Origin of the sequence: Streptomyces sp. NPDC058469, from assembly GCF_042721125.1 — a bacterium.
GTDB lineage: Bacteria > Actinomycetota > Actinomycetes > Streptomycetales > Streptomycetaceae > Streptomyces.
On the sequence record NZ_JBHXME010000107.1, the window covers coordinates 18,175 to 37,597 of the forward strand.

A 19,423-nucleotide genomic window follows, 5' to 3' on the forward strand; every position below is an offset into this window, starting at 1 on the left:
GGAAGTCTCGTTCGCGGCACCCGCCCGCTCCAGCCACACCGAAACAGCCCGGCCCACCGGCCCTCATCCCCACGGCTGGCAGCCACCAACTGGTCACACCGCTACGTCCGAAAGCGCCCCACACGGCCAAGCGCCCGGCCCACAACGTCCTCAACGCGCCGGGACGGACAGACCCAGACCGGCTCCATGCACCGAACGCCGCCCCCGAACCTCCGGGCCCGGCCACCCCCGCCTCCCGGGCCGACACAGGCTCCTCCTCGGGACGGATCGCACCACCCACGGATTGCGCAACTTCCGATATCCCGCCCACCGTTCACAGCCCCGTTACTGACACCGACTCCGACTCCGACTCCGACGCCAGGAACCGGTGTCAGTGCCGGCATCCGTATCCCGACCCGGGCCGACGACAGCCAGCGACGCCTGGAGGCAGTCCGCCGAGTGTCGTCGCGGCGGTCCACGAGTGGCTCCTAGCGTGCTCGGTTGCCCGTGCTGAACCCTGCATCGAAGTCGGCGAGACGCAACAAGCGGCACAGCGCAGCGAGTTGCATGAGGAGACCGGGCCCGCGCTCGACGGGACCCGGCCGCACGTGCGGCATCAGAGGGTTGTCGCACCCGGGTTTGTACGTGGTCATGACGACACGATTCAGGACTTCTTCCTCGTCCGCGCCACCGCCTTCCAGCCGAACGGCACACTGTCGAGCGACAGGCCGGCCGCCGAGAACATCACCGGGTTTCGGTGGCGGCAGTTGGCGAAGATCGCCGACTGCCACGGGCCGGAGCTCTCGGGTCACGTGATCTCGCTGGTGCCCTGCACAGCTTGGTCAAGGATGGAGTACCTGCCCCGCAACTGGAGATCGGGCTGTGAGTCCGGTAGCCGACTGCGAGTGACCCGCCGTCAGCTGTGAGGCCGCCCGGCGTGGCCGCTTCGAGTTCGTGAAGCGTGGTTCGGCGTGCTCATCCCCGAGCCGGACCCTGTGCCCGTCCACCGATTCCAAGGAGTGACGCGGTCCATAGTGCCGAGTCCCCCAGGCGTGGAACCCGCCAACGCCGAGGTGCCTGCGTGACGCTCGGCGTGGGCAGCGACCGCCGCACGGTCTCCTCCGAGAGATTCACGTTCACCGTCGGCCGGGCCGGGCCGGGCCGGGTCTGGCCTGGCCTGGCCTGGCCTGCCGAGCGTCCGACCAACTGGTCGATGCCGCCCTTGACGGCGAGCTCTCAGCCTCACGCGGACAGTTTGCGAACTGGAGGGCAAATCACTGCGATTGGCCACGCCTGGCCCACCCCACGAGAGCAGCACCCCGCACCCGACGCACCCGACCGGCCTCCCCGCTCCACTCCCCCACGCAGCCCGGGAACCAATACGGCGGAGCGTCTCAACGATGACTGCAGCGCCGTAGACTATACGAACTGGACGGTATTTTTAACGGACGGGCACCCGACCCGTGACGAAAGGGGCCCGAACATGCCAGAACCCAAACAGGACCGGGCCATTCGCACCCGCCACACCATCCTCATGGCCGCAGCCACCGTCTTCGAAGAACGCGGCTACCAAGCCGCCACCATCAGCGAGATCCTCACCACTGCCAACGTGACCAAAGGCGCCCTCTACTTCCACTTCCGCTCAAAAGAACAACTCGCCCTGGGCGTCCTCGCCGGACAGGACCAGTCACTCGTCGTCCCCGACCGCCCCTGCAAAATCCAGGAACTCATCGACACAACCATGCTCCGCGCCTACCGCCTCCAGACCGACCCCCTCATCCGGGCCGGCGTTCGTCTCACCCTCGACCAACGCGCCGACGGCCTCGACCGCACCGGTCCCTTCCAGCACTGGACCGCCGTCACCAACGAACTCCTCGACAAGGCCCAGAAACAAGGCGAACTCCTCCCCCACGTCGACCCCACCGAGACCGCTCAGGTGCTTGTCGGCGCCTTCGCCGGCGTCCAAGCCATGTCACAAGCCACCACCAACTACCAAGACCTCCCCACCAGCGTTTCCGCTCTCCTCCGCCACACCCTCCCCTCGATCGTCCACTCCTCGGTCCTCACCTCCCTCGACCTCACCCCCCAACGCGGCCACGCCATTCACACCGAAACCACGGCAGCCGCAGCACCGGACGAGGCGACGACGGAGGCAGCGGACAACTAACCGCTCACGGGGCCCTGTTGATCCGCCCGGCCCGCTCGTATTCGAGCAGCCCCGAGACCCGCAGCGGTGCTCACTGGCAGCGGCCGAACCGACAACGGTCATGGTTCTGAGAACAGTTGTGTGATGGCCGCAGCTGGACGAGGACGTGGCCTCCGAGCGACGGGAACCAGGCTCGACCGCGCATTCAGGCTCGACACTCTTCAACCGGCCGCCGTGGCCCTCGTCCGCACCGGAACCGTAGGGAAGGGTCAAGTCGGCGTGTGCGGCAAGGGAGTTGGGGCGGACGAGACGGCATCGGGGCGGCGGCGAATGCGACAATCCAGCAGGGCCCCGCACCGAAGTTCCGCCCGATCGCCGGGTGTTGACGCTTTCCGCAATCTTGACCGATTCGACAGCCGAGTGATCATATGTTGTCGGCCATGCTACTTCGAGGCCTTCGCGCCAAAGGAGCCCTTGAGCTTCTCGTGGCCAGTTGCTCAGGGATCGGCTGCGTCGCCGCGCTGATAACCATCCTCGCGGGCCACCTCACGCCGTGGTGGGCGCTGGTCCTCGTGCCCTTGGGGATTTTCAACGCGATCGAGGTGGTCGGCTACTTCGCCTACCTGCCGGTCGTCGTCAAACCCTATGTCCTCGTTTCCGCCGGCGGCGCCGACGGAGAGCAGGAGGAAGGGCAGCAGCGCGGTACCGTGCGCTGGCAGCTGGACACCGGCGGAGCGGTGAAGGAATCGTCACCGGCCGTGGTCAACGGCACTGTTTATGTGGGCAGTTGGAACCACCTCCTGTGGGCCGTCGACGCCCTGTCCGGCGAAGAACGCTGGCAGTGCAGGGTCGGCGGTGTGGTGGCCGCGTCGCCCGCCTTCGCCGACGGCACTGTCTACATCGGCAGTTGGGACAAATGCCTGTGGGCGGTGGACGCCGTTTCGGGCCGGGAGCGGTGGCGGGTCAGGACGGGCGGCCTGGTGCGGTCCACGCCGGTGGTCGCCGATGGCATGGTCCTCTTCGGCAGCAACGACGGCTTCTTCCGGGCGGTCGACGCCGTCTCAGGGGAGAGCCGGTGGCAGGTCCGGGTCGGCACGGGCGTGCGCTCCTCGCCGACCGTGGTGGGCGACTCGGTCTACGTCGGTAGCGACGACGGCGTTCTGTGGGCTCTGCGCACCGCCTCCGGCCAGGTGCGGTGGCAACTGAAGACGCTGAGTGGACTGTGGTCCTCGCCGGTGGTGGCCGACGGCATCCTCTACGTCGGCAGCGCCAATCGGCACCTTTGGGCGGTGGACGTGGCATCGGGTCAGGTCCGGTGGAAGCTCCCGGCCGGCACCTGGGTGAAGTCCACGCCGGCGGTCGCCGACGGCCTCGTCTACTTCGGCACCGGCGACGGATATCTGTGGGCTGTCGACGCGGTGTCCGGCGAGAGACGGTGGAGTCGCAAGGTCGGTGTCTGGGTGCGGTGGGCTCCGGTGGTGGCGGACGGCACGCTGTACGTCGGCACGAACGACGGCCGTATGTGGGCGTTGGACGCGGTCTCGGGCGAGAAACAATGGCGGGCGGACACCGGCAGCCCGGTCTTCTCCACGCCTGCGGTTGCCGACGGCGTCCTGTACTTCGGCCTCCAGAACGGGCGTCTGCTGGGCGTCCGCGCCTGACCGGGAAGCGGGCTGTTGCAGCAAGGTCTACAACGGACACCTGCGCACCCACCACACCGTCGGCTCCGTCGTTCCCGCCTCCCGCACAGGCCTGATCGGGCCCCTTCACTAGGCAATGCCCCTCCCTGCCCGAGGCACGGGCCTCCTCAGCACCGGGAGCCCGCACCCCGGCATCCTCATGAAAAGGGTGAACCTCGATGGCTACCGCGCTCCGGGCCGCCTGGTGGCCGAGTTGCCGCGCGGCAGCCGTGTGTGCCTTCCTCCGCTGCGCCTCGCACCATGAGTGTGGGTCCCTCGACCTCGCCGCGGCTGCCAGACCCGGCTGGAGGCGACGGGCGGCGTTGACGTGGTCGGCGGTCCCGACGATGCGGACCGCTGTCGCCGTGGCGTGTCCGTCGTCGTCGCGCGGGTCGCTGTGGAGGGAGTGGACCAGGCGTGTTTCCTCCTCGGGGTCGCGTGACAGAGGTTCCGGCACGGCGGCGTGCCGGCCGAGGTCTGCGGCCAGGTCTCGGTATCGGTCGGACAACCGGCCGACGGTGTCGAGCAGGATCAACCGGGCCTCGGACCGGTCGGGTTCGATCCGTTCTTCGCCGGCGTTGCGCTCCCACAGTTCCAGCACCGCGCCCGAGGCGAGGCGTAGTCCGACGATCCCGGTGACCAGGCTGGTCATGTCGGACAGACACAGCCGCACCGGCTTGGCGTCCCGTACCGAAACCACGGCAGCCGCAGGACCGGACGCCGCAAGGACGGAGGCAGCAGCCGAAGCCACGGCGGCCACACCGACAGCAGTCGGCTCACCGCCCCGGGGCCCTCTTGGTCGGACCTGCCCATCCTCCAGCAGCCCCGAGGCCCGCAGCGGTGCTCAGCACCGATCGAACCGACAACGGTCCTGGTTCTGACCGCAGTTGTGTGAGGGCCGCATCTCGAAATGGCACGCTAGGACTGCCGACCCGGCGGCGAGCGGTTCCAGGCTGGCAAGGGCCCGTCCCGGCGACCGGTCGCAGACGATTTCCGGCTCGTAGGTCGTCGGCGACAGGGCATAGTGATGCAGTGAGCGACGCCAACACGACCGCACCGGCCCCGCAACCGACCTCGGAGGAGAACCGGCACGCCAGTTGGTTGGAACTGTTCTTCGACCTGGTGGCCGTGGCGGGTGTGGCGCAGATCGCGCACCTGCTGCACGGTGTCCCGGACGTGTCGGACGTGGGCCTGTACGCGCTGCTGTTCCTGGCCTTCTGGACGGCTTGGATCTGCTTCACCCTGTACGCGAACGTGGCCTACGAGAACACCCACGTCCGTACGGTGCTGGCCGCGATGTTCGGCATGGCCGTCATGGCCGCGGCGGTGTCGGGGGTGCACGAGGGGGACGACCGGCACGCGCGGGTGTTCGCCCTCGCCTACGCCCTGATCCGGGTCCTGGCGAGCCGAGCCTGGCAGCACCGTCGCCAGATCCTTGTCGACTGGCCGACCGCTCAGATGTCGCTCGGCGTGATCCCGTGGATCGTCTCGCTCTGGGCGCACGATCCGACGCGCCACTGGCTCTGGGCCCTCGGTATCGCCCTTGATCTGTACGTCACGTTCGCGGTCTCCGCACGCGACATCGTCGAACACCAGGAGGCCCGGGAAAGCCGCGGCAACCGACCCGCGCGGCACGGTTCCGCTGGGAGCACGTCGCTCGCGCGGTCGCAGACGGAGCACCTGAGCGAGCGGCTCGGCCTCTTCGTCATCATCGTGCTGGGTGAGGGCGTCGCCCAAGTGGTCGAAGCCACTTCGGACGCGGAGTGGGACAAGAAGCTGTACATGCTCGCCGTCGCGGCGTTCTTCCTGCTGGCCACGCTGTGGGCGTTGTCCTTCGGGCACGGTTACGCGGGGGTGCCGCACCTGGCGGCAGGGGTGTTGCCCGCCCGTGCGGCGCTGCCCCTGCACTGTTTCGTGTCCGGTTGCCTCGCCGCTCTGGCCGCCGCACTGGGAGCCGCGGCCGGACACCTGGAGACGCTGCCGGACGCCACCCGGTGGCTGCTGTGCTCGTCGCTGGCGGGGTACTTCATGCTCAGCGGACTTGCCTGGCTCGGCCGAGCCGGGCGGGAACAGCGGTGGCTGCTGTCCGTGGCCCTCCCCTGCTGCGTACTCCCCCTGCTGCTGGCGGCGTTCGGCGCACATGTTCGCACCGTGACCGTGGTCTGGCTGCTCGTCCTGATCACCCTGTGGCCGGTCCTCTACGAGCGACGGGCGACGAAGCCGTCCAAGAGGGCCGTGAGGACCGCGACCTGAGCCACGGGGCGAGGTTGTACCGGTGGCGCGGACTCGGGCAGGCTGACTTCCCCGTCGCCAGGAGGAGCGGGACGACCAGAAGGAGTCAGGCATGATCGACTGGGTGCCTCTTCGTACCGGAGCACGGCCTGTCCCCTCGCCCTTGGCCACGCCCCTGGTCTGGGCCGCGGCATCCGGCGGCGCATTGGTGCTGGTGGCACTGCTCAATGCGCTGATAGGTCCCGATCGCCCATCGCCGGCGCTGGCCGCGCTGTCCCTGCTCTCCGCACTGCTCGGCCTGTGCGCCCGCTTCACGGCGGCCCCCGGCACCGCGGTGCTGTGCTGGCTCTTCCTCAACGGCTTCGCCATCCCGCCCGCCGGCACCCTCACCTGGGCCGGACACCGCGACACGTTCTGGCTCGCCTGCCTGTTCACCGCCGCCCTTGTGGGCACGGCCCTGGCCCGCCTCCTCCACGCCCGAGCCGCCTACCGCCGTCTCACCACGGACATCGGCGGCTCAACGCAGACCGGATCATGAACGGCGTGGCCGCTCGCCGGGCCACACCATCGTGCGGCCGCCCAGAGCGCCCTCCCCCGAGCAGGCCACTCGGCGGTCGGGTGACGGCCGAGGCATCGTCACTGCTCACCGAACCGAAAAGAGCCGTTTCCGGGCTTCGTGGCCCGATCCCTCCTATCGTGGAACGACACAGTGACCCTCGGCGTCGAAGCGGGCAGGCCATGCAGGATCCGAAGATCGACTATGAGGCGGTCTTCCGCGACCTGCCCGGCATGGTGGCGCTGCTCACCCCCGAGCTGGTCTACATCGACGCCAACCAGGACTTCGAGCGCCTGTCGGGACGCACGCGCGAGGAACTGGTCGGCCGCTACATCTTCGACGTCTTCCCCGAGAACCCCAAGGACCCGGCGGCGGCCGGCATGCGCGAGACCCGGGAGTCGATGCTGCGCGCGGCGACCACCGGCGAGCGCGACACCATGGCCCTGCTCCGCTACGACATCGAAGACCCCCTGCGGCCCGGCCGATGGGTGGAGCACTTCTGGAGCCCGGTCAACGCGCCCGTGCGCGGCCCGGACGGAAAGGTGACACTGATCGTCCACCGGGTGGAGGAGGTCACCGAGTTCGTCCGGGCCTTCGGCGGCCGAGCCGACGACAGACGGGCCCGGGTACTGGAAGCCGAGCTGTACACCCGGGCACGTGAGCTCCAGGAGGTCAACGAGCGGCTGCGCAGGGCACACGCCCATGAGCGCGAAGTGGCCCTGACCCTGCAGGCGGCGATGCTGCCCCCGCCGCGACCGGTCGGCCACCACCGGGCGGCCGTCCGCTACCAGCCCGCCGTGGACGCCCTCAACGTCTGCGGCGACTGGTACGACCTCGTCGACCTGCCCAACGGCGGAATGGCGGTCGCCGTCGGTGACGTCGTCGGGCACGGTCTGGCGGCCGCCTGCGCCATGGGTCAACTGCGCAGCGCCCTGAGCGCGGCCTGCCGGGTCGCCGACGGGCCGGGCTCCGCCCTTGAGGCCCTCGGTCTCTACGCCCGTTTCGTCGAGGGCGCCGAGTCCGCCACCGCGGTGACGACCTTCATCGACTGGGACGACCACACCATCACCTACAGCTGCGCGGGCCACCCTCCCCCGGCGCTGCTCGACCCCGACGGCACGGTGACCTTCCTCGACCAGGCCACCGACCCGCCCCTGGGCGCCAGACCCGAGCATCTCGGCCGGCCGCAGGCGAGCGTCTCCTTCGCCGCCGACTCCAGCCTCGTGCTGTACACCGACGGACTGATCGAGCGCCGTACGGAGGACATCGACCGCGGTCTGACCCACCTCGCCGACTCCCTCGCCCACCACCGACACGCCGAACCCGAGCCCCTGGCCGACGCCCTCCTCGCCGACCTGCTCCCCGCCGAGGGCAACACCGACGACACCGCCCTGGTCGTCCTGCGTCTGTGACGGCGGCTTCGCCCGACAGCGAACAATCGATCGCTGCAAGAAGTTCTTGACATCCCAGACAGTGTCGACGTCGTCGAGGCAGAAGACGTCGACGTCCTCGCCCTGCGCCAGACGTGCCAGGCATCGCCCCGTGTCAGGTTTTCCCAACACCCCATAGCGGAAGCGGTAGTCGACCGGGACCGCCCTGCCGGTCACGCCGGCCCAGTTGTGGCGCGGCGTGGACGCGGGCCCGGCGTCGGCGGTGGAGCGGTGGAGCGAGCAGGAGATCCGCTCGAGCTCCTCCATCTCTCAGCTCTCCTTCTCCCGCATGGCTGAGGGCAGTTGCGGGTGGGGATGTGCGTCGGCTTGCGGGTGTCTGGCCAACGCACTCGCCGGGGCAAAGCTCTTGGTGTTCTACGACCCGAGCAACCCGACCGGGATCGTGCACAGCCGGACCGAGTCGGAGACGTACTTCGGATCGAGTTGGCGGTTCTCGCGGATCGCGGCCCCGTAGTCGTACGACGTGTAGTTCTCGGGCATGCCCAGCCAGCCCCAGTTGGTGCCGCCGTAGGTCATGTAGAAGCTCTGCGCGGTCGCGCCGACCGCGATGTTCTGCTTGTAGAAGACGTTGGCGAACTGGTCGTTGATCAGCTGGGCGCACTTGTCATAGCCCGGTCCGCCCCAGGGGTCGAAGGCGCCGCCCTGGAACTCCGGCGAGTACAGCGGTTTTCCGGCCGGGTGGTCATAGCCGATGTCGGGGACGCCGTTCCACTTCGAGGGGTTCGAGCAGTCGAAGCCCTGGGGGTAGGAGTCCGGGCCGTCGACGTCCAGGGCACCGGTACCGGAGTTGAAGGTGCCGTTGTTGTTGCCGGTCAGCGGGACCGTGATGCCGTCCGCGCGCGCCTTGTCCTCCAGGTGCCGCATGTAGGAACGGCCGGCCGCCGAGCCGTCGTAGTACTCGTTCTCGACCTGGTAGGCGATAACTGACCCGGTGCCGTTGGTCAGTTGGTGGCAGGCGATGATCCGGTAGCCCGTCGTGTCACCGGAAGCGGCTTGCTGGCACCGCCGTTGAGGGTCCAGTCCGGGAAGGCGACCGTCGCCTGTGAGGTGGTGCCGTCGGTGTAGGTGACGGTCACCGCGCCCGAGACCCTGCCGCCGTCTTCGTCATCGCCTCGGTCGCACAGATCAACACCGTCCGGCAACACGGCCCTTACCGTGCCGATCAGGCTTTGGCCGGGTCGCAGCCCGACTGGTACGTGGGCGTGGCGGACGGACAGTTGCGGGTGACGCCGGGCCGGGAAGTCGACTTCTGGGGTCATACCCTGGCGCTCGACAACTTGATTCCACTGACCGTGAGTGTCGGTCTCTTCCTCGCCCTGGACGCATATCCGTTCATCGAGTCCTGGGTGATGCGTGACCCTGAGCAGAACCTTCTGGACCGACCTCTGAGAGGGCGCGCGGACAGGCGTGATGGTGGCACCACCCAGCCGCAAGACAGACACAGGTCCTGGCGATCATGGAGTTGCGACGCTCTGTGATCATCGGAGAGACCTGTGCCTGCGCTGCCATGACCGGGCTGTCAGAGCCTCAGGTAAACGGAGAAGGCCCACCACGCCACCAGGGCTACCGTCAGAGTGGGAACGATCGACGGATACGTGATCACGACAAGCCCAAGGCAAGCCGCCCCAAGGACAGCTCCGGATTCGTCGGTCTACCCCGTCGCCGGGTCGTCGAGAGATTTTTGTGCCTGCATCATGCACGCCCGCCAACACGCCCGCGACTACGAACGGCCCGTCCAGCACTCCGAAACCCTGATCGCTGGGCCTCCATCACGTTGATGCCCCGCCGCATCGCCCGTGGCATAAAGCGCCCAAAGGGTTAGACCACAACCCTTTCTTCAGTGACCATTACTGCCACTGAATTCATATCGATGAACTTACTCTCGTCCGGGTTCACCAACTCCTTGTAATTCTTAGACGCGAAGAAGGCGTCGTGATCCGCCCAGCTTTCAAACCAGATTTCAGTGAGGCCGTCGTAAGCGGGGCTCGGATACCCTTCGGCGGGTACCGGGTGGGAGACGGTGTACTTCTTCACGTACTGCCGCACTTCTGGAATGGAGGTGAACAACGGGGCGTGGCGGTTTCGATGATGCTCAACGAATTCCTCGAAGGTCATTCCATCGATACGGTTGATCATGAAAGCGAACTTGATCACGGACTTCTCCTCTTCGTGCTCGCGGACGCGAGAGGTCGGCAACCAGATGCCCTGGCGGCGGATCGCGAGCCATGGGGTTAACCTAAACGCTCACATCGATGTCAGGGGCAAGCCACTGTGACCCAATGCACGCGAGGGGTTGAGATGCGGATCGGTGAACTGTCCGCCCGGACAGGAGCAAGCCGTCGATCGCTGCGCTACTACGAGCAGCAGGGCTTGCTGGTCAGCACAAGGTCCCCCAGCGGCCAGCGGTGCTACGACGATGGTCACGTCCAGCGGGTGGCGCTGGTTCAGAGCTTCCTGGCCGCCGGAATGTCCAGCAGAACCATCGCTCAGATGGTCCCCTGCATGACGGAGCCCAACATGGACAGAGCCCGGGAAGCTTTGACCGCCATGAATCAGGAGCGAAATCGCCTTTCGTCCACAATAGACAGCCTGGCCGCCGCCAGAGCAGCACTTGATCACCTGATTAACGCAAATCAGAAATTTCTGGCGAACGTGGCGGATCACTAGGCCTCGGGCTACCTAAATCAACATTCTGGTTCTCCTCCGTGAAATATTCCACCCCGTGTAGTACGCGCTTAAAATCGTTCCCTGTCTGACATCTTCCGCGATCCGCCGGATTGGAGTCTGTAACAACGGCTAACACAAGAAGCGCCGGGAACCGCACCCACAGGTATCCCGGCTCGCCGTTGGCCACAAACCGCGTCAGGGATAGCTCCAGCAACTGCCGCAGGCCATCAGCCACCTTGCCGAGTTCGGGATCGTCCAGTGATGGGGCCAGTGACGTAACACAGTCCGCCACCGTTCGAGCCAATGACCAGGCCACGAGCCTCCTCGCCCGTGCCACCACCGACAACGCCGTGCTCCTTGAGCCGCAGAAGGACGTCAGGTACCGGGTCGACGAAGTAGCCGTTGCCGACGTCCGCCCAGGCAATGTCGCCGATGCTGTCATAGAGGGTGACCAGGTCGGCAGAGGCGAGATCCACTTCGGCTAGTGCTGTGACCGCATACGTTCACCGGCTTGGCGGTACTGTCCGCGCATGAAGCAGTTCCCCTGCACTTTGGAAGCCCTTGTTGTGCGCACCGACTTCTCTGCGGACGGTGCCTGGGACGCTCTTCGGGGGGCGCTGGATTCGCCCAGCAAGGACGGCTTCTTGGCCAACGTCGCGCTCGTCGATGACCGGAGGTACGAGGGCTTGACGCCTGACCAGGCCCTGGACCTGATTCCTCCGGAGTACCGGCATCCCCTTCTTGTCCTGGCGGACTCCGTGGCTGTCGCCTCGACCGAACTGCCGCTCCTCGTGGTGGACTTGTGGGGTGAACGTGGGCGTTGTGTCCGCGTTGTGGCAGCCGAGCTGTGGAGCATTGAGAACAACCTCTCGGGCGCGAACATGGACTTCGAGGAGTTCGCCGGTGCCGTCGACAACGACGGTGTCTTCCGGGGCTTTTGAGTCCTTGGCTGCCAGGGGTCAGGCTGCGGTGGCAAACGGGCGTCCGCCCCAGCGGATGCCTTTCTCGCTGCGGATGCGGGCGCGTTCCCTGCGCTGGGCGCGAGCACGTTGGGGTGGCGGGCGTTGGCGTTGCGCCAGCGCAGATGGGCATGCAGGGCCTGGGTCTGCACAGGATGGCTGCGGTGGTGGGAGTTGGCCAGGGTGAACTGCCGCAGCGGACCGAAGTGGGCCTCGATCGGGTTGGCCCAGGAGGCATAAGTCGGGGTGAAGCACAGCTCGACCTTGTTCGTCTTCGCCCAGCGGCGGATGTCCGTGCCGGTGTGGGCGGAGAGGTTGTCCAGGATGATGTAGATCGGGGCGCCGTCGGGTCTGGCAGCGCGGATCGACTTCAAGGCGGCGAGGCTGTTGGGGGTGCCTTTGCGGCGGCGGTTGCCGCCCCACAGGATGTCGTCGCCGACGGAGTAGCAGCCGTGGAAGTAGGTGACGCCGTGGGTGCGGTGGTAGGTGGCAGGCAGGCGGTTGGGCTTGCCCTGCTTCGCCCAGCAGGAACCGGCGGTGGGCCGGATCCCGAGGGGGCCGAACTCGTCGAAGGCGAAGACCCGGTCCGAGAAGCGCTCCAGCACCTGCTCGATACGGTCGAGCTTGGCGTCACGCTCGGGGTCGGGCGACTCCTTCCATGTCTTGGTGCGCTGGAAAGTGATGCCACGGCGCAGGAGCAGACACCGTAAGGCTTCACGGCTGATCCGGATGACGCGTCCGTGCACGCGGCGCAGGTAGGCGGCGAGTTTACGGATCGACCAGCGGGTGAAGGGCTGACCGAGCTTGGCCGGGCGGGTGGTGGCCGTCTGGACGACGAACTCCTCGTCATCAGGCTTGAGCAGGCGGGGACGGCCTCCCGCCCATCGAGGGTCCAGGCAGGCCAGGCCGATCTCGTTGAACCGGTGGATCACTTCCCGCACCGTGTCTTCGTCGGCCTGGACCAGTTGGGCGATCACCGGGACGCAGTTTCCGCCGGCGGACGCCAGCAGCATCATCGCCCGGCGATAGCGCACCGAGCTGGTACTGCCCCGGCGCACGATACAGACCACCGCATGAAAGCCCGGGGCTAGTAACTCCAGCTGTAGATCGGGATCTTCATGCTGGATAGCTGCGCAGCAGCACCGGTCCGGGAGCTGACCCTGTGAACCGGTAGCGTCTAGACATGACAGTCAACCAGTTCTCGACCTCTACCGAGCGGGAGGCCCTTTGCGGCTTCCTCGACAAGCAGCGTGCCGATCTGCTTCGGAAGGTCGAAGGTGTCTCTGACACGGATGCCCGCATGACTCCGACGGTGAGCTCGTTGTCCTTGATGGGCCTGCTCAAACACTCGGCCCTCTGGGAGGGCAGGTGGTTTCAGATCGTCGTTGCGGGGCGGGCACTTCCCGGCGAGTGGACCCAAGCAGAGGTCCAGGGCTGGAGAGACGAAGACTTCCGTGTTGACGAGCGGGACACGGTGAAGCACTGGACGGCCTTCTTCGAGGAGCAGGTGGCTATCTCGCGGGAGATCGTCGCGGGCATGTCACTGGAGGATCCGTGCAGTCTGCCCGCCCTGGCGGACCGGAACCTGCGTTGGGTCCTGCTTCACATGATCGAGGAGACGGCTCGGCACGCCGGTCATGCGGACATCATTCGCGAGAGTCTCGACGGCAGCCGCGGTATATAGCACTCCTCCGCAAGCTTGACCTGGGGCAGGGGCCTGCTGACGACACGAGTACGGCCACCGTTGATCATCGGCGCGTGAAGGCAAACGATCATGCGGTGGCCACGGGTCGCAGCGTAGACCCTGCCCGCCGGCAGAAGGCGTTCAAGGGCTTGACGAGCCGGATCGCGGGTCCGTTCGCCCGGGTCGAGCCCCGGCGCCGGGTCCGGCGATTGGTGCTCGGGCTCCTGTCGGACCTTCCGCGTAAGAACTGCTGGACGATCGCCGAGTGAGCCGGGAAGTCCACCCCGGATGCCATGCAGCATCTGCTCAGCCGGGCCAAGTGGGACGCCGACCAAGTCCGCGACGACACACGCGACTACGTGGTGGAGCACCCGCACGACGACCAGGCGGTCCTGGTGGTCGACGAGACCGGCGATGTGAAGAAGGGCATCGGCACGGTGGGCGCCCAGCACCAGTACACCGGCACCGCCGGCAGAATCGAGAACGCCCAGGTCGCCGTCTACCTGGTTTACACCGGCCGGCGCGGGCACGCCGCGGTGGACCGGGAGCTGTACGTCCCGCGCTCCTGGACCGACCAGCCCGACCGCTGCCGCGCGGCCGGGCTCGGCGAGGAGACCGTCTTCGCCACCAAGCCGGAGTTGGCCGCCCACATGGTCACCCGGTTCCTGGACGCCGGCCACCGGGCTGCCTGGGTCGCGGGCGACGAGGTCTACGGCGGTAACCCGAAGCTGCGAGGCGCGCTGGAGATACGCCGGACCGGCTACGTCCTTGCGGTGGCCTGCTCGCACGAAGTCACCACCGGCGGGGGGAAGTTCCGCGCGGACGCCCTGGCCAAGAAGGTGCCCAAGCGGGCCTGGCAGCAGCTGTCCGCCGGGGCCGAAGCGAAGGGCCACCGCTTCTACGACTGGACCGTCATCGACCTCGCCAACCCCGACTCCAACAGCCGCCAACCGCTGATCCGACGCAACCGCGGCACCGGCGAACTGGCCTACTACCGCTACTACTCGCCCACCCCGGTGCCGCTGACCGAGCTGGTACGCGTCGCTGGAACAAGGTGGCGAGTGGAGGAGTTCTTCCAGTCCGGAAGGGGCCTGGCCGGACTGGACGAGCACCAGGTCCGCCGCTATGCGTCCTGGTCGCGCTGGTCCACTCTCGCCATGCTCGGGCACGCCTTCCTCGCCGTCGTCCGCGCGGACGAACACGTCCGCCACTCTGCACCGGACGGCCTCACACCACTCACCTCCAACGAGATCCAGCGTCTGTTCATCACCTTCGCCGTCCAGCCCGTCCACACCGCTGCCTACCGACTCTCCTGGTCCACCTGGCGACGCCTCCACCAGGCCCGATCCCGGACAAGCCACTACCAACGACAAGCCATCAAGGCATGAAGATCACGATCTACAGCTGGAGTACTAGAGGTTGGCGATGAACACGCCCGGGATGATGCGCGCCAGGAAGGGTTTCTGGCTGGTGGGGCTCCCGAGGTCGCTGAGGCCGCCCTGGCCGTTCGTCGAGAAGAACTTGATCTGTTGTTGCGTGGCGTCGTAGACGAGCAGGTCGGTCAGGCCGTGGGGCCCGCCAAAGTTGCCCGGGGCGATGCGTGACCATGTGGTCGGCAGGTCATTACGGAACCCGAACGAGGAGAGATGTCCTTCTCCGTCCGTCGCGACGAATTCGCCCACGCCGGCTCCGGCGTTGTAGCAGAACAGGTCTGTGTAGCCGCTACCGCTGCCGAAGTTGCCTGGCACGACGAACGTCCCGAAGTCGTGACTCCATCGGGGAATACCTGTGCCGATCGGGATCGTTCCGCCCTTGCCGTTCGAGGCCAAGAACAGAGCATCCCCCGAATTGCTGTCGTAGAAGAACAGATCCGTCAGCTCGGTGCCCTGCTTGAAGTTGCCCGGGACAATGTGGGTCCAGGTCGTCCGCCAGCCCTTGAGTCCGCCGATCGGCTTCATCCGACCGTCGCCCTCCGAAGCGTAGAACTCGGCTTCTCCCACGGTCCGGTCGTAGAAAAGCAGGTCGGTCAGCCCGGTACTGCCGCCGAAGCGGCCGGGGATGATTTCGTACCACGTGGACCGCCACTCGTTTGGCTTGCCCAGGGCGACGAGGGCGCCGTTGTCCCCGACGGCGTAGAAAATACCCTCCCTCGCGTCGGGATCGTAGAAGAGCAGGTCAGTGCACTGGGTCGCGCCACCATAGTTGCCCGGTACGATCTGCTCCCAGGTCGTACGCCATCCAGGATTGTTGCCGATGAGCCTCAACTGGCCGGCCTGTTCGCCACGCAGGGACTGGTAGAAATCACCTGTTCCGCTCGACCCGTAAAGCAGCACAGCCGTGGTGGGTAAGGGAGAAGGCTGGTCGAGGGTGGCGTTCGGGGAAGCCAGGTTCGAGATCTCTGTGTTGGTGTGTTTGCTTTCGGACATGCTGCGCCTCCTGAATCCGCACCGGATCGCGAGCGGATAGTTTGGAACATCCTGGAAGTCCAGTGGAATGAGTATCGGGCCCGCCGACCCACCGTAGAGAGGCAGTCGGGAGCTGTGCAGGGGAAGCACAGGTTCCGCGATAAGTGCATGCGGGGGCTCCATATCCGGCAGCAGAATCTGGGCGTCCGGGTGCTGAGAGAACGCCTTTTCCACCGCCTCGGCGAGCTAGCTTCGATCGTTCATGAGTACTCGTCAGTTTGCTGACGGGGACTCTGTTTTTGCGTGGTGGGGATTTCTGGGGCTGGGGCAGGTTGAGGGCCCGGCTCTCGTGTTGGGTGGGCGCCGGGTTCCACTTCGCCGGTGGGGTGGGCCGGGTTGTCGGGACGGTCGAAGTGGCTGGTCAGCTGGGGTTCGGCAGGCCGTGGAGTCTGATGAACGCGTGGGTGATGATGTCGGTCCAGGGCCATCGGGCGGGCAGACGCAGCCATTGAGGACGGCCGGTGGTCACCAGTTGGGCAGCGGCGGAGAACAGGCGCAGACGCAGTCTCTTGGGTTCCCAGCGGCGGGTTTGGCCGGTCAGGGCGAGCATGGGCATCCAGGCGAGGAGGTCGAGTGCGAGGGAGATGATCTCCAGCCAGATCCGGTTCTGTGCGGTGTCGTGCAGGGGCAGGTTGCGCAGGCCGGTCTCGCGGGCGCCTCGGACGGCGGTCCGCGCAGCGGGCGCGCCGGCGGTGGCGTAGTTCGAGCCCGGCGATCGCCTGGCCGGGAGTGATTGGTGCGAAGCAGGTCAGGCGCATGCCGTCGGCGTCGGTGAAACGCAACTGGGCACCGGGGTGCGGGCGTTCCCTGCGGACGATCAGCCGTATCCCCTTCAGGCAGTCCCCGCCGATCTCGGCGACCCAGGCGCCGTCGCGGACCTCGCCGCCGGGCTCAAGGGCCGGCGTCCAGGCCGATGCCGGAACTCAGTACGGCCTGGCGGACGGCGTCGGTGATGGTCACGCCGACCGAGTACGACAGCCACCGGCCCCGCGCGCGCCCTGCGCCACGGCGCCAACGCCGCCGATCTCGCCGTGTCCGGACCGCACTTTGCCACCGTCTCCACCAACAGCACGGACCCGCCTGTGAGACCGCTCCGCGGCCACCGCCCTCGGCACGGATACGGGGGTATGACCCGGTGCTCTTCTTCACCTGAGGAGTGCAGCTTTCCCGACGACGACATGGACCCTAGACATCCCATCGCCGCAGGTCAGAGGCGCTCCTTGCTTATTTGATCAAGCCTCGGGCACTCACACTCACACTCGCGAAAGCGCGAGGTTAGCCGTCCTGCGCGAACGGCACTTGGCGTCGCTCGGCTCGGATTTCCTCTGGTGTCCTTGATCGGTGCCGGGACCGACATCATCGCCGTCCGTTTTTATGTACCGGTCGAGTCCGTGACGTGGGCCGTCCACTTCGGTCTCTTCGCCGTGCCCGTCATGGCTCGTTCCATGACAGAACGATTGACGGTGGGCCTTCAGCGCAGCGACCGCGACGCAGTCCTGCACGGACAGACATCGACACTCGGTCTCACCCTGTCGCAGCGCCTGGGCGATCACCTCCGGCAGCTCCGGAGCGGCGGTGGACTGCCCCTGCTCCAGTCGCGCGTAGTACGGCTGGCGCGCCCCGGCGAGCACTGCCAGTTCCTCGCGGCGCAGACCGGCCACACCCACCGAGGGAACATCCGTCTCGGGGTGTGCACAGGGAGAAGGCGAAGCCGCGCCCACCCGGACAGAGCGTCTGGGTGGGCGCGACGTGAACGGGTGGCGGTGGGGTCAGGTCGCGGTCAGCGACAGGTCGGCCGCCGTGGCGCGGCCCGGCAGCAGGGTCACCTCCTTGGATGCCGGACGGTGGCCGGCGGCAGAGGCCGTGATCCGCAGCGCGCTCGGGCGGGTGTCCAGCCAGAGGTCGTAGTGGCCGTCGGAGTCGGTACGTACGGTGTGCGCGAGGTGGTCGCAGCCGGTCGTTCCGGCGTGCGCCACCGGGCAGATCAGGACAGTGGCCGCGGCGAGCGGTGTCCCCGTGCGCTTGTCGGTGATCGTTCCGGAGAGATGACCCCAGGTCCGCGGGATCTTGACCTTGAGGCTGACCTCCACCGACGCCCCGGCGTAGGGGGCGTCGGTGCTGTAGGTGAGCCGCGCGGTGTAGGTGCCGGCCGTGGCCACGGCGGAGGCGTCCGCGCGGACGGTGACCGTGGTGGAGCGGCCGGGGGCGAGATCGAACGAGGTCTTGTCCGCCGACAGCCAGGTGACGTCGTCGCCGTCGCACTGGTCGTGCCCGGGCAGGACCTCGGCCGAGGAGGCGGTGTCGTAGGTCGGGGTCATGCCGCCGATGCGGTAGATCCCGCAGCCGCCGCCGGCCCGGAGGACGGCGGAGCCGGTGTTGGGCAGGCTGGACCAGGTGTTGGACACCGGGTCGTATTCGGCGACGGTGTTGACTGCGGCGGTTCCGACGATGCCGCCGACGACCTGGAGTTTGCCGTCGTTCCCGCTGGCGGTGGCGCCCCAGCTCGCGTGGGGCATGTCGGCCGCGCGGGTCCAGGTGTCGGCGGAGGGGCTGTAGCGGTAGGTCTGTCCCTTGGGGGTGTCGACGTGCCCGCCGGTGACCGTGATGCCTCCGGCGCAGACCAGTTCACCGGTGACGCCGGTGCAGGCCCCGCGTTCCATGGTGAACGGGTAGTCGGCGCGGCGGGTCCAGGTGTCGGTGGCCGGGGTGTAGCGGTAGACGGTGCTGACGCTGTCTCCGCAGCCGGATCCGGTACAGCCGCCGACGACATAGAGGCTGCCGTCGAGGACGGTCACATTCGGCATGCCGATCGCCTGGGGCAGATCGGCGAGGCGGGTCCAGGTGTCGGTGGTGGGATGGTACGCGTAGAGCGAGGCGCGGGCGCCGCCCTCAGTCCAGCCGCCGGCGACGTACATGGTCCCGTCGACGAACGCCCCGCCTGGTGATTCCAGGGCCTCGGGGAGGTCGGCGATGGGTGTCCAGGCATCGGTGGACGGGTCGTGCACATAGCCGCGGTCGAGGTACTCCCCGCCGAAGAGACCGGAGACTCCGGCGACGGAGTAGACCTTGCCCTGGTAGGTGCCCACGGCGTTGTCCATGACGGGCTCGGGGTAGTCGGCGATGCCGGTCCAGGGGCCGGTCGACGCCGTGGCCGAGAGGCCGCTCGACGTGCTCCTCGGGCCCGGGGAGGTGGAACTCATCGGTCCGGGTGAGTAGTTGCCCGTGACACGCACCGACGGGGCTCCGGCCGAGGAGTCCGACGTGTGCGTGGAGGTGCCGTCCGGTGAGGTGTAACCGGTGCTCTGCTCGCCGAGGTCGACGTGCAGCGGCGCCTGTCCCCTGTTGGTGAAGGTGACCTTCTTGCTGCCTGATCCGCCCAGTGTCTCGTTGACGGAGAGACCGGCCGAACTCACCGCCAGGCGGCCCGCCTTGAGCGTGCGGTCGAACCGGTTGACCTTGTCCGGCCGCGTGGTGAGGGTGCCGGTCGAGGTGGTGTAGCGGGCGGAGGCAGTCCGGTAGGTGTGCCGTCCGGCGGGGGCGCTGAACAGCCAGTAGTAGCCGTCGGCCAGGGCCGGGTCGTCGAGGGTCGCCACGGTGTTCGCCGT

15 protein-coding genes and 4 pseudogenes are annotated in these 19,423 nt (G+C 67.5%); 10 read left to right on the forward strand and 9 right to left on the reverse strand.

Annotated features, from left to right (window positions below; translation table 11 throughout):
• Positions 1-1,462 precede the first annotated feature (1,462 nt).
• From ACFWP5_RS34820 to ACFWP5_RS34840, 5 genes are all read left to right on the forward strand, one after another.
• Complete coding sequence (locus tag ACFWP5_RS34820; protein WP_384165894.1) at positions 1,463-2,146, forward strand: ScbR family autoregulator-binding transcription factor; 684 nt, start codon at positions 1,463-1,465, stop codon at positions 2,144-2,146.
• Positions 2,147-2,610: 464 nt separating this feature from the next.
• Positions 2,611-3,786, forward strand: coding sequence for a PQQ-binding-like beta-propeller repeat protein (locus ACFWP5_RS34825; RefSeq protein ID WP_384165897.1), 1,176 nt, complete (start codon positions 2,611-2,613; stop codon positions 3,784-3,786).
• Between the two features lie 1,050 nt (positions 3,787-4,836).
• A complete protein-coding gene (locus ACFWP5_RS34830) occupies positions 4,837-6,057 on the forward strand; it encodes a low temperature requirement protein A (protein WP_384165900.1) in 1,221 nt (406 codons plus the stop codon).
• 91 nt (positions 6,058-6,148) lie between these two features.
• Positions 6,149-6,574, forward strand: a complete 426-nt coding sequence (locus tag ACFWP5_RS34835) for a hypothetical protein (RefSeq protein ID WP_384165903.1) — start codon at positions 6,149-6,151, stop codon at positions 6,572-6,574.
• A 200-nt stretch (positions 6,575-6,774) separates the two neighbouring features.
• Positions 6,775-8,004 (forward strand): PP2C family protein-serine/threonine phosphatase, encoded by a 1,230-nt coding sequence (locus tag ACFWP5_RS34840; protein ID WP_384165906.1) that lies wholly within the window; start codon positions 6,775-6,777, stop codon positions 8,002-8,004.
• A 393-nt stretch (positions 8,005-8,397) separates the two neighbouring features.
• On the opposite strand, the gene ACFWP5_RS34845 is transcribed toward ACFWP5_RS34840, so the two are convergent.
• Together ACFWP5_RS34845 and ACFWP5_RS34850 are read right to left on the reverse strand one after the other, a co-directional pair.
• Positions 8,398-9,063, reverse strand: a complete 666-nt coding sequence (locus ACFWP5_RS34845) for a beta-galactosidase (RefSeq protein WP_384165935.1) — start codon at positions 9,061-9,063, stop codon at positions 8,398-8,400.
• A complete protein-coding gene (locus tag ACFWP5_RS34850) occupies positions 8,985-9,302 on the reverse strand; it encodes a hypothetical protein (protein ID WP_384165909.1) in 318 nt (105 codons plus the stop codon). The genes ACFWP5_RS34845 and ACFWP5_RS34850 overlap by 79 nt, the downstream gene beginning before the upstream one ends.
• A 359-nt stretch (positions 9,303-9,661) precedes the next feature.
• Between ACFWP5_RS34850 and ACFWP5_RS34855 the strand changes: the two are divergent.
• A pseudogene (locus ACFWP5_RS34855) lies at positions 9,662-9,841 on the forward strand (IS5/IS1182 family transposase); the annotation flags it as partial.
• Positions 9,842-9,861: 20 nt separating this feature from the next.
• Here the strand turns inward: ACFWP5_RS34855 and ACFWP5_RS34860 are convergent.
• The gene (locus ACFWP5_RS34860; RefSeq protein ID WP_384165912.1) at positions 9,862-10,197 is read right to left on the reverse strand and encodes an EthD domain-containing protein; all 336 of its coding nucleotides are present in this window, start codon (positions 10,195-10,197) and stop codon (positions 9,862-9,864) included.
• 144 nt (positions 10,198-10,341) lie between these two features.
• Between ACFWP5_RS34860 and ACFWP5_RS34865 the strand changes: the two genes are divergently transcribed.
• A complete protein-coding gene (locus tag ACFWP5_RS34865) occupies positions 10,342-10,710 on the forward strand; it encodes a MerR family transcriptional regulator (RefSeq protein ID WP_384165915.1) in 369 nt (122 codons plus the stop codon).
• A 227-nt stretch (positions 10,711-10,937) separates the two neighbouring features.
• Here the strand turns inward: ACFWP5_RS34865 and ACFWP5_RS34870 are convergent, their stop codons facing one another.
• Positions 10,938-11,186, reverse strand: coding sequence for a hypothetical protein (locus ACFWP5_RS34870; protein ID WP_384165918.1), 249 nt, complete (start codon positions 11,184-11,186; stop codon positions 10,938-10,940).
• Between the two features lie 54 nt (positions 11,187-11,240).
• Between ACFWP5_RS34870 and ACFWP5_RS34875 the strand changes: the two genes are divergently transcribed.
• Positions 11,241-11,651, forward strand: coding sequence for a DUF6924 domain-containing protein (locus ACFWP5_RS34875; RefSeq protein ID WP_384165921.1), 411 nt, complete (start codon positions 11,241-11,243; stop codon positions 11,649-11,651).
• Between the two features lie 18 nt (positions 11,652-11,669).
• Here ACFWP5_RS34875 and ACFWP5_RS34880 read toward each other — a convergent pair.
• Positions 11,670-12,685: pseudogene (locus ACFWP5_RS34880) on the reverse strand (IS630 family transposase).
• A 167-nt stretch (positions 12,686-12,852) separates the two neighbouring features.
• On the opposite strand from ACFWP5_RS34880, the gene ACFWP5_RS34885 reads away from it, so the two are divergent.
• Together ACFWP5_RS34885 and ACFWP5_RS34890 are read left to right on the forward strand one after the other, a co-directional pair.
• On the forward strand, positions 12,853-13,353 hold the full coding sequence (locus ACFWP5_RS34885) for a DinB family protein (protein WP_384165924.1): 501 nt from the start codon (positions 12,853-12,855) through the stop codon (positions 13,351-13,353).
• Positions 13,354-13,502: 149 nt separating this feature from the next.
• Positions 13,503-14,741 (forward strand): annotated as a pseudogene (locus tag ACFWP5_RS34890) (IS701 family transposase).
• A gap of 24 nt (positions 14,742-14,765) precedes the next feature.
• Here ACFWP5_RS34890 and ACFWP5_RS34895 read toward each other — a convergent pair.
• The 4 genes and pseudogenes from ACFWP5_RS34895 to ACFWP5_RS34910 all read right to left on the reverse strand — a co-directional run.
• On the reverse strand, positions 14,766-15,779 hold the full coding sequence (locus ACFWP5_RS34895; RefSeq protein ID WP_384165927.1) for a hypothetical protein: 1,014 nt from the start codon (positions 15,777-15,779) through the stop codon (positions 14,766-14,768).
• A 400-nt stretch (positions 15,780-16,179) separates the two neighbouring features.
• Positions 16,180-16,808: pseudogene (locus ACFWP5_RS34900) on the reverse strand (transposase); the annotation flags it as partial.
• Positions 16,809-17,071: 263 nt separating this feature from the next.
• Positions 17,072-17,485 carry a hypothetical protein gene (locus ACFWP5_RS34905; protein ID WP_384165930.1) on the reverse strand — a complete coding sequence of 138 codons (414 nt, stop codon included), beginning with the start codon at positions 17,483-17,485 and terminating at the stop codon, positions 17,072-17,074.
• Positions 17,486-17,587: 102 nt separating this feature from the next.
• A partial coding sequence (locus ACFWP5_RS34910) for a kelch repeat-containing protein (protein WP_384165932.1) occupies positions 17,588-19,423 on the reverse strand: 1,836 nt, incomplete at its 5' end.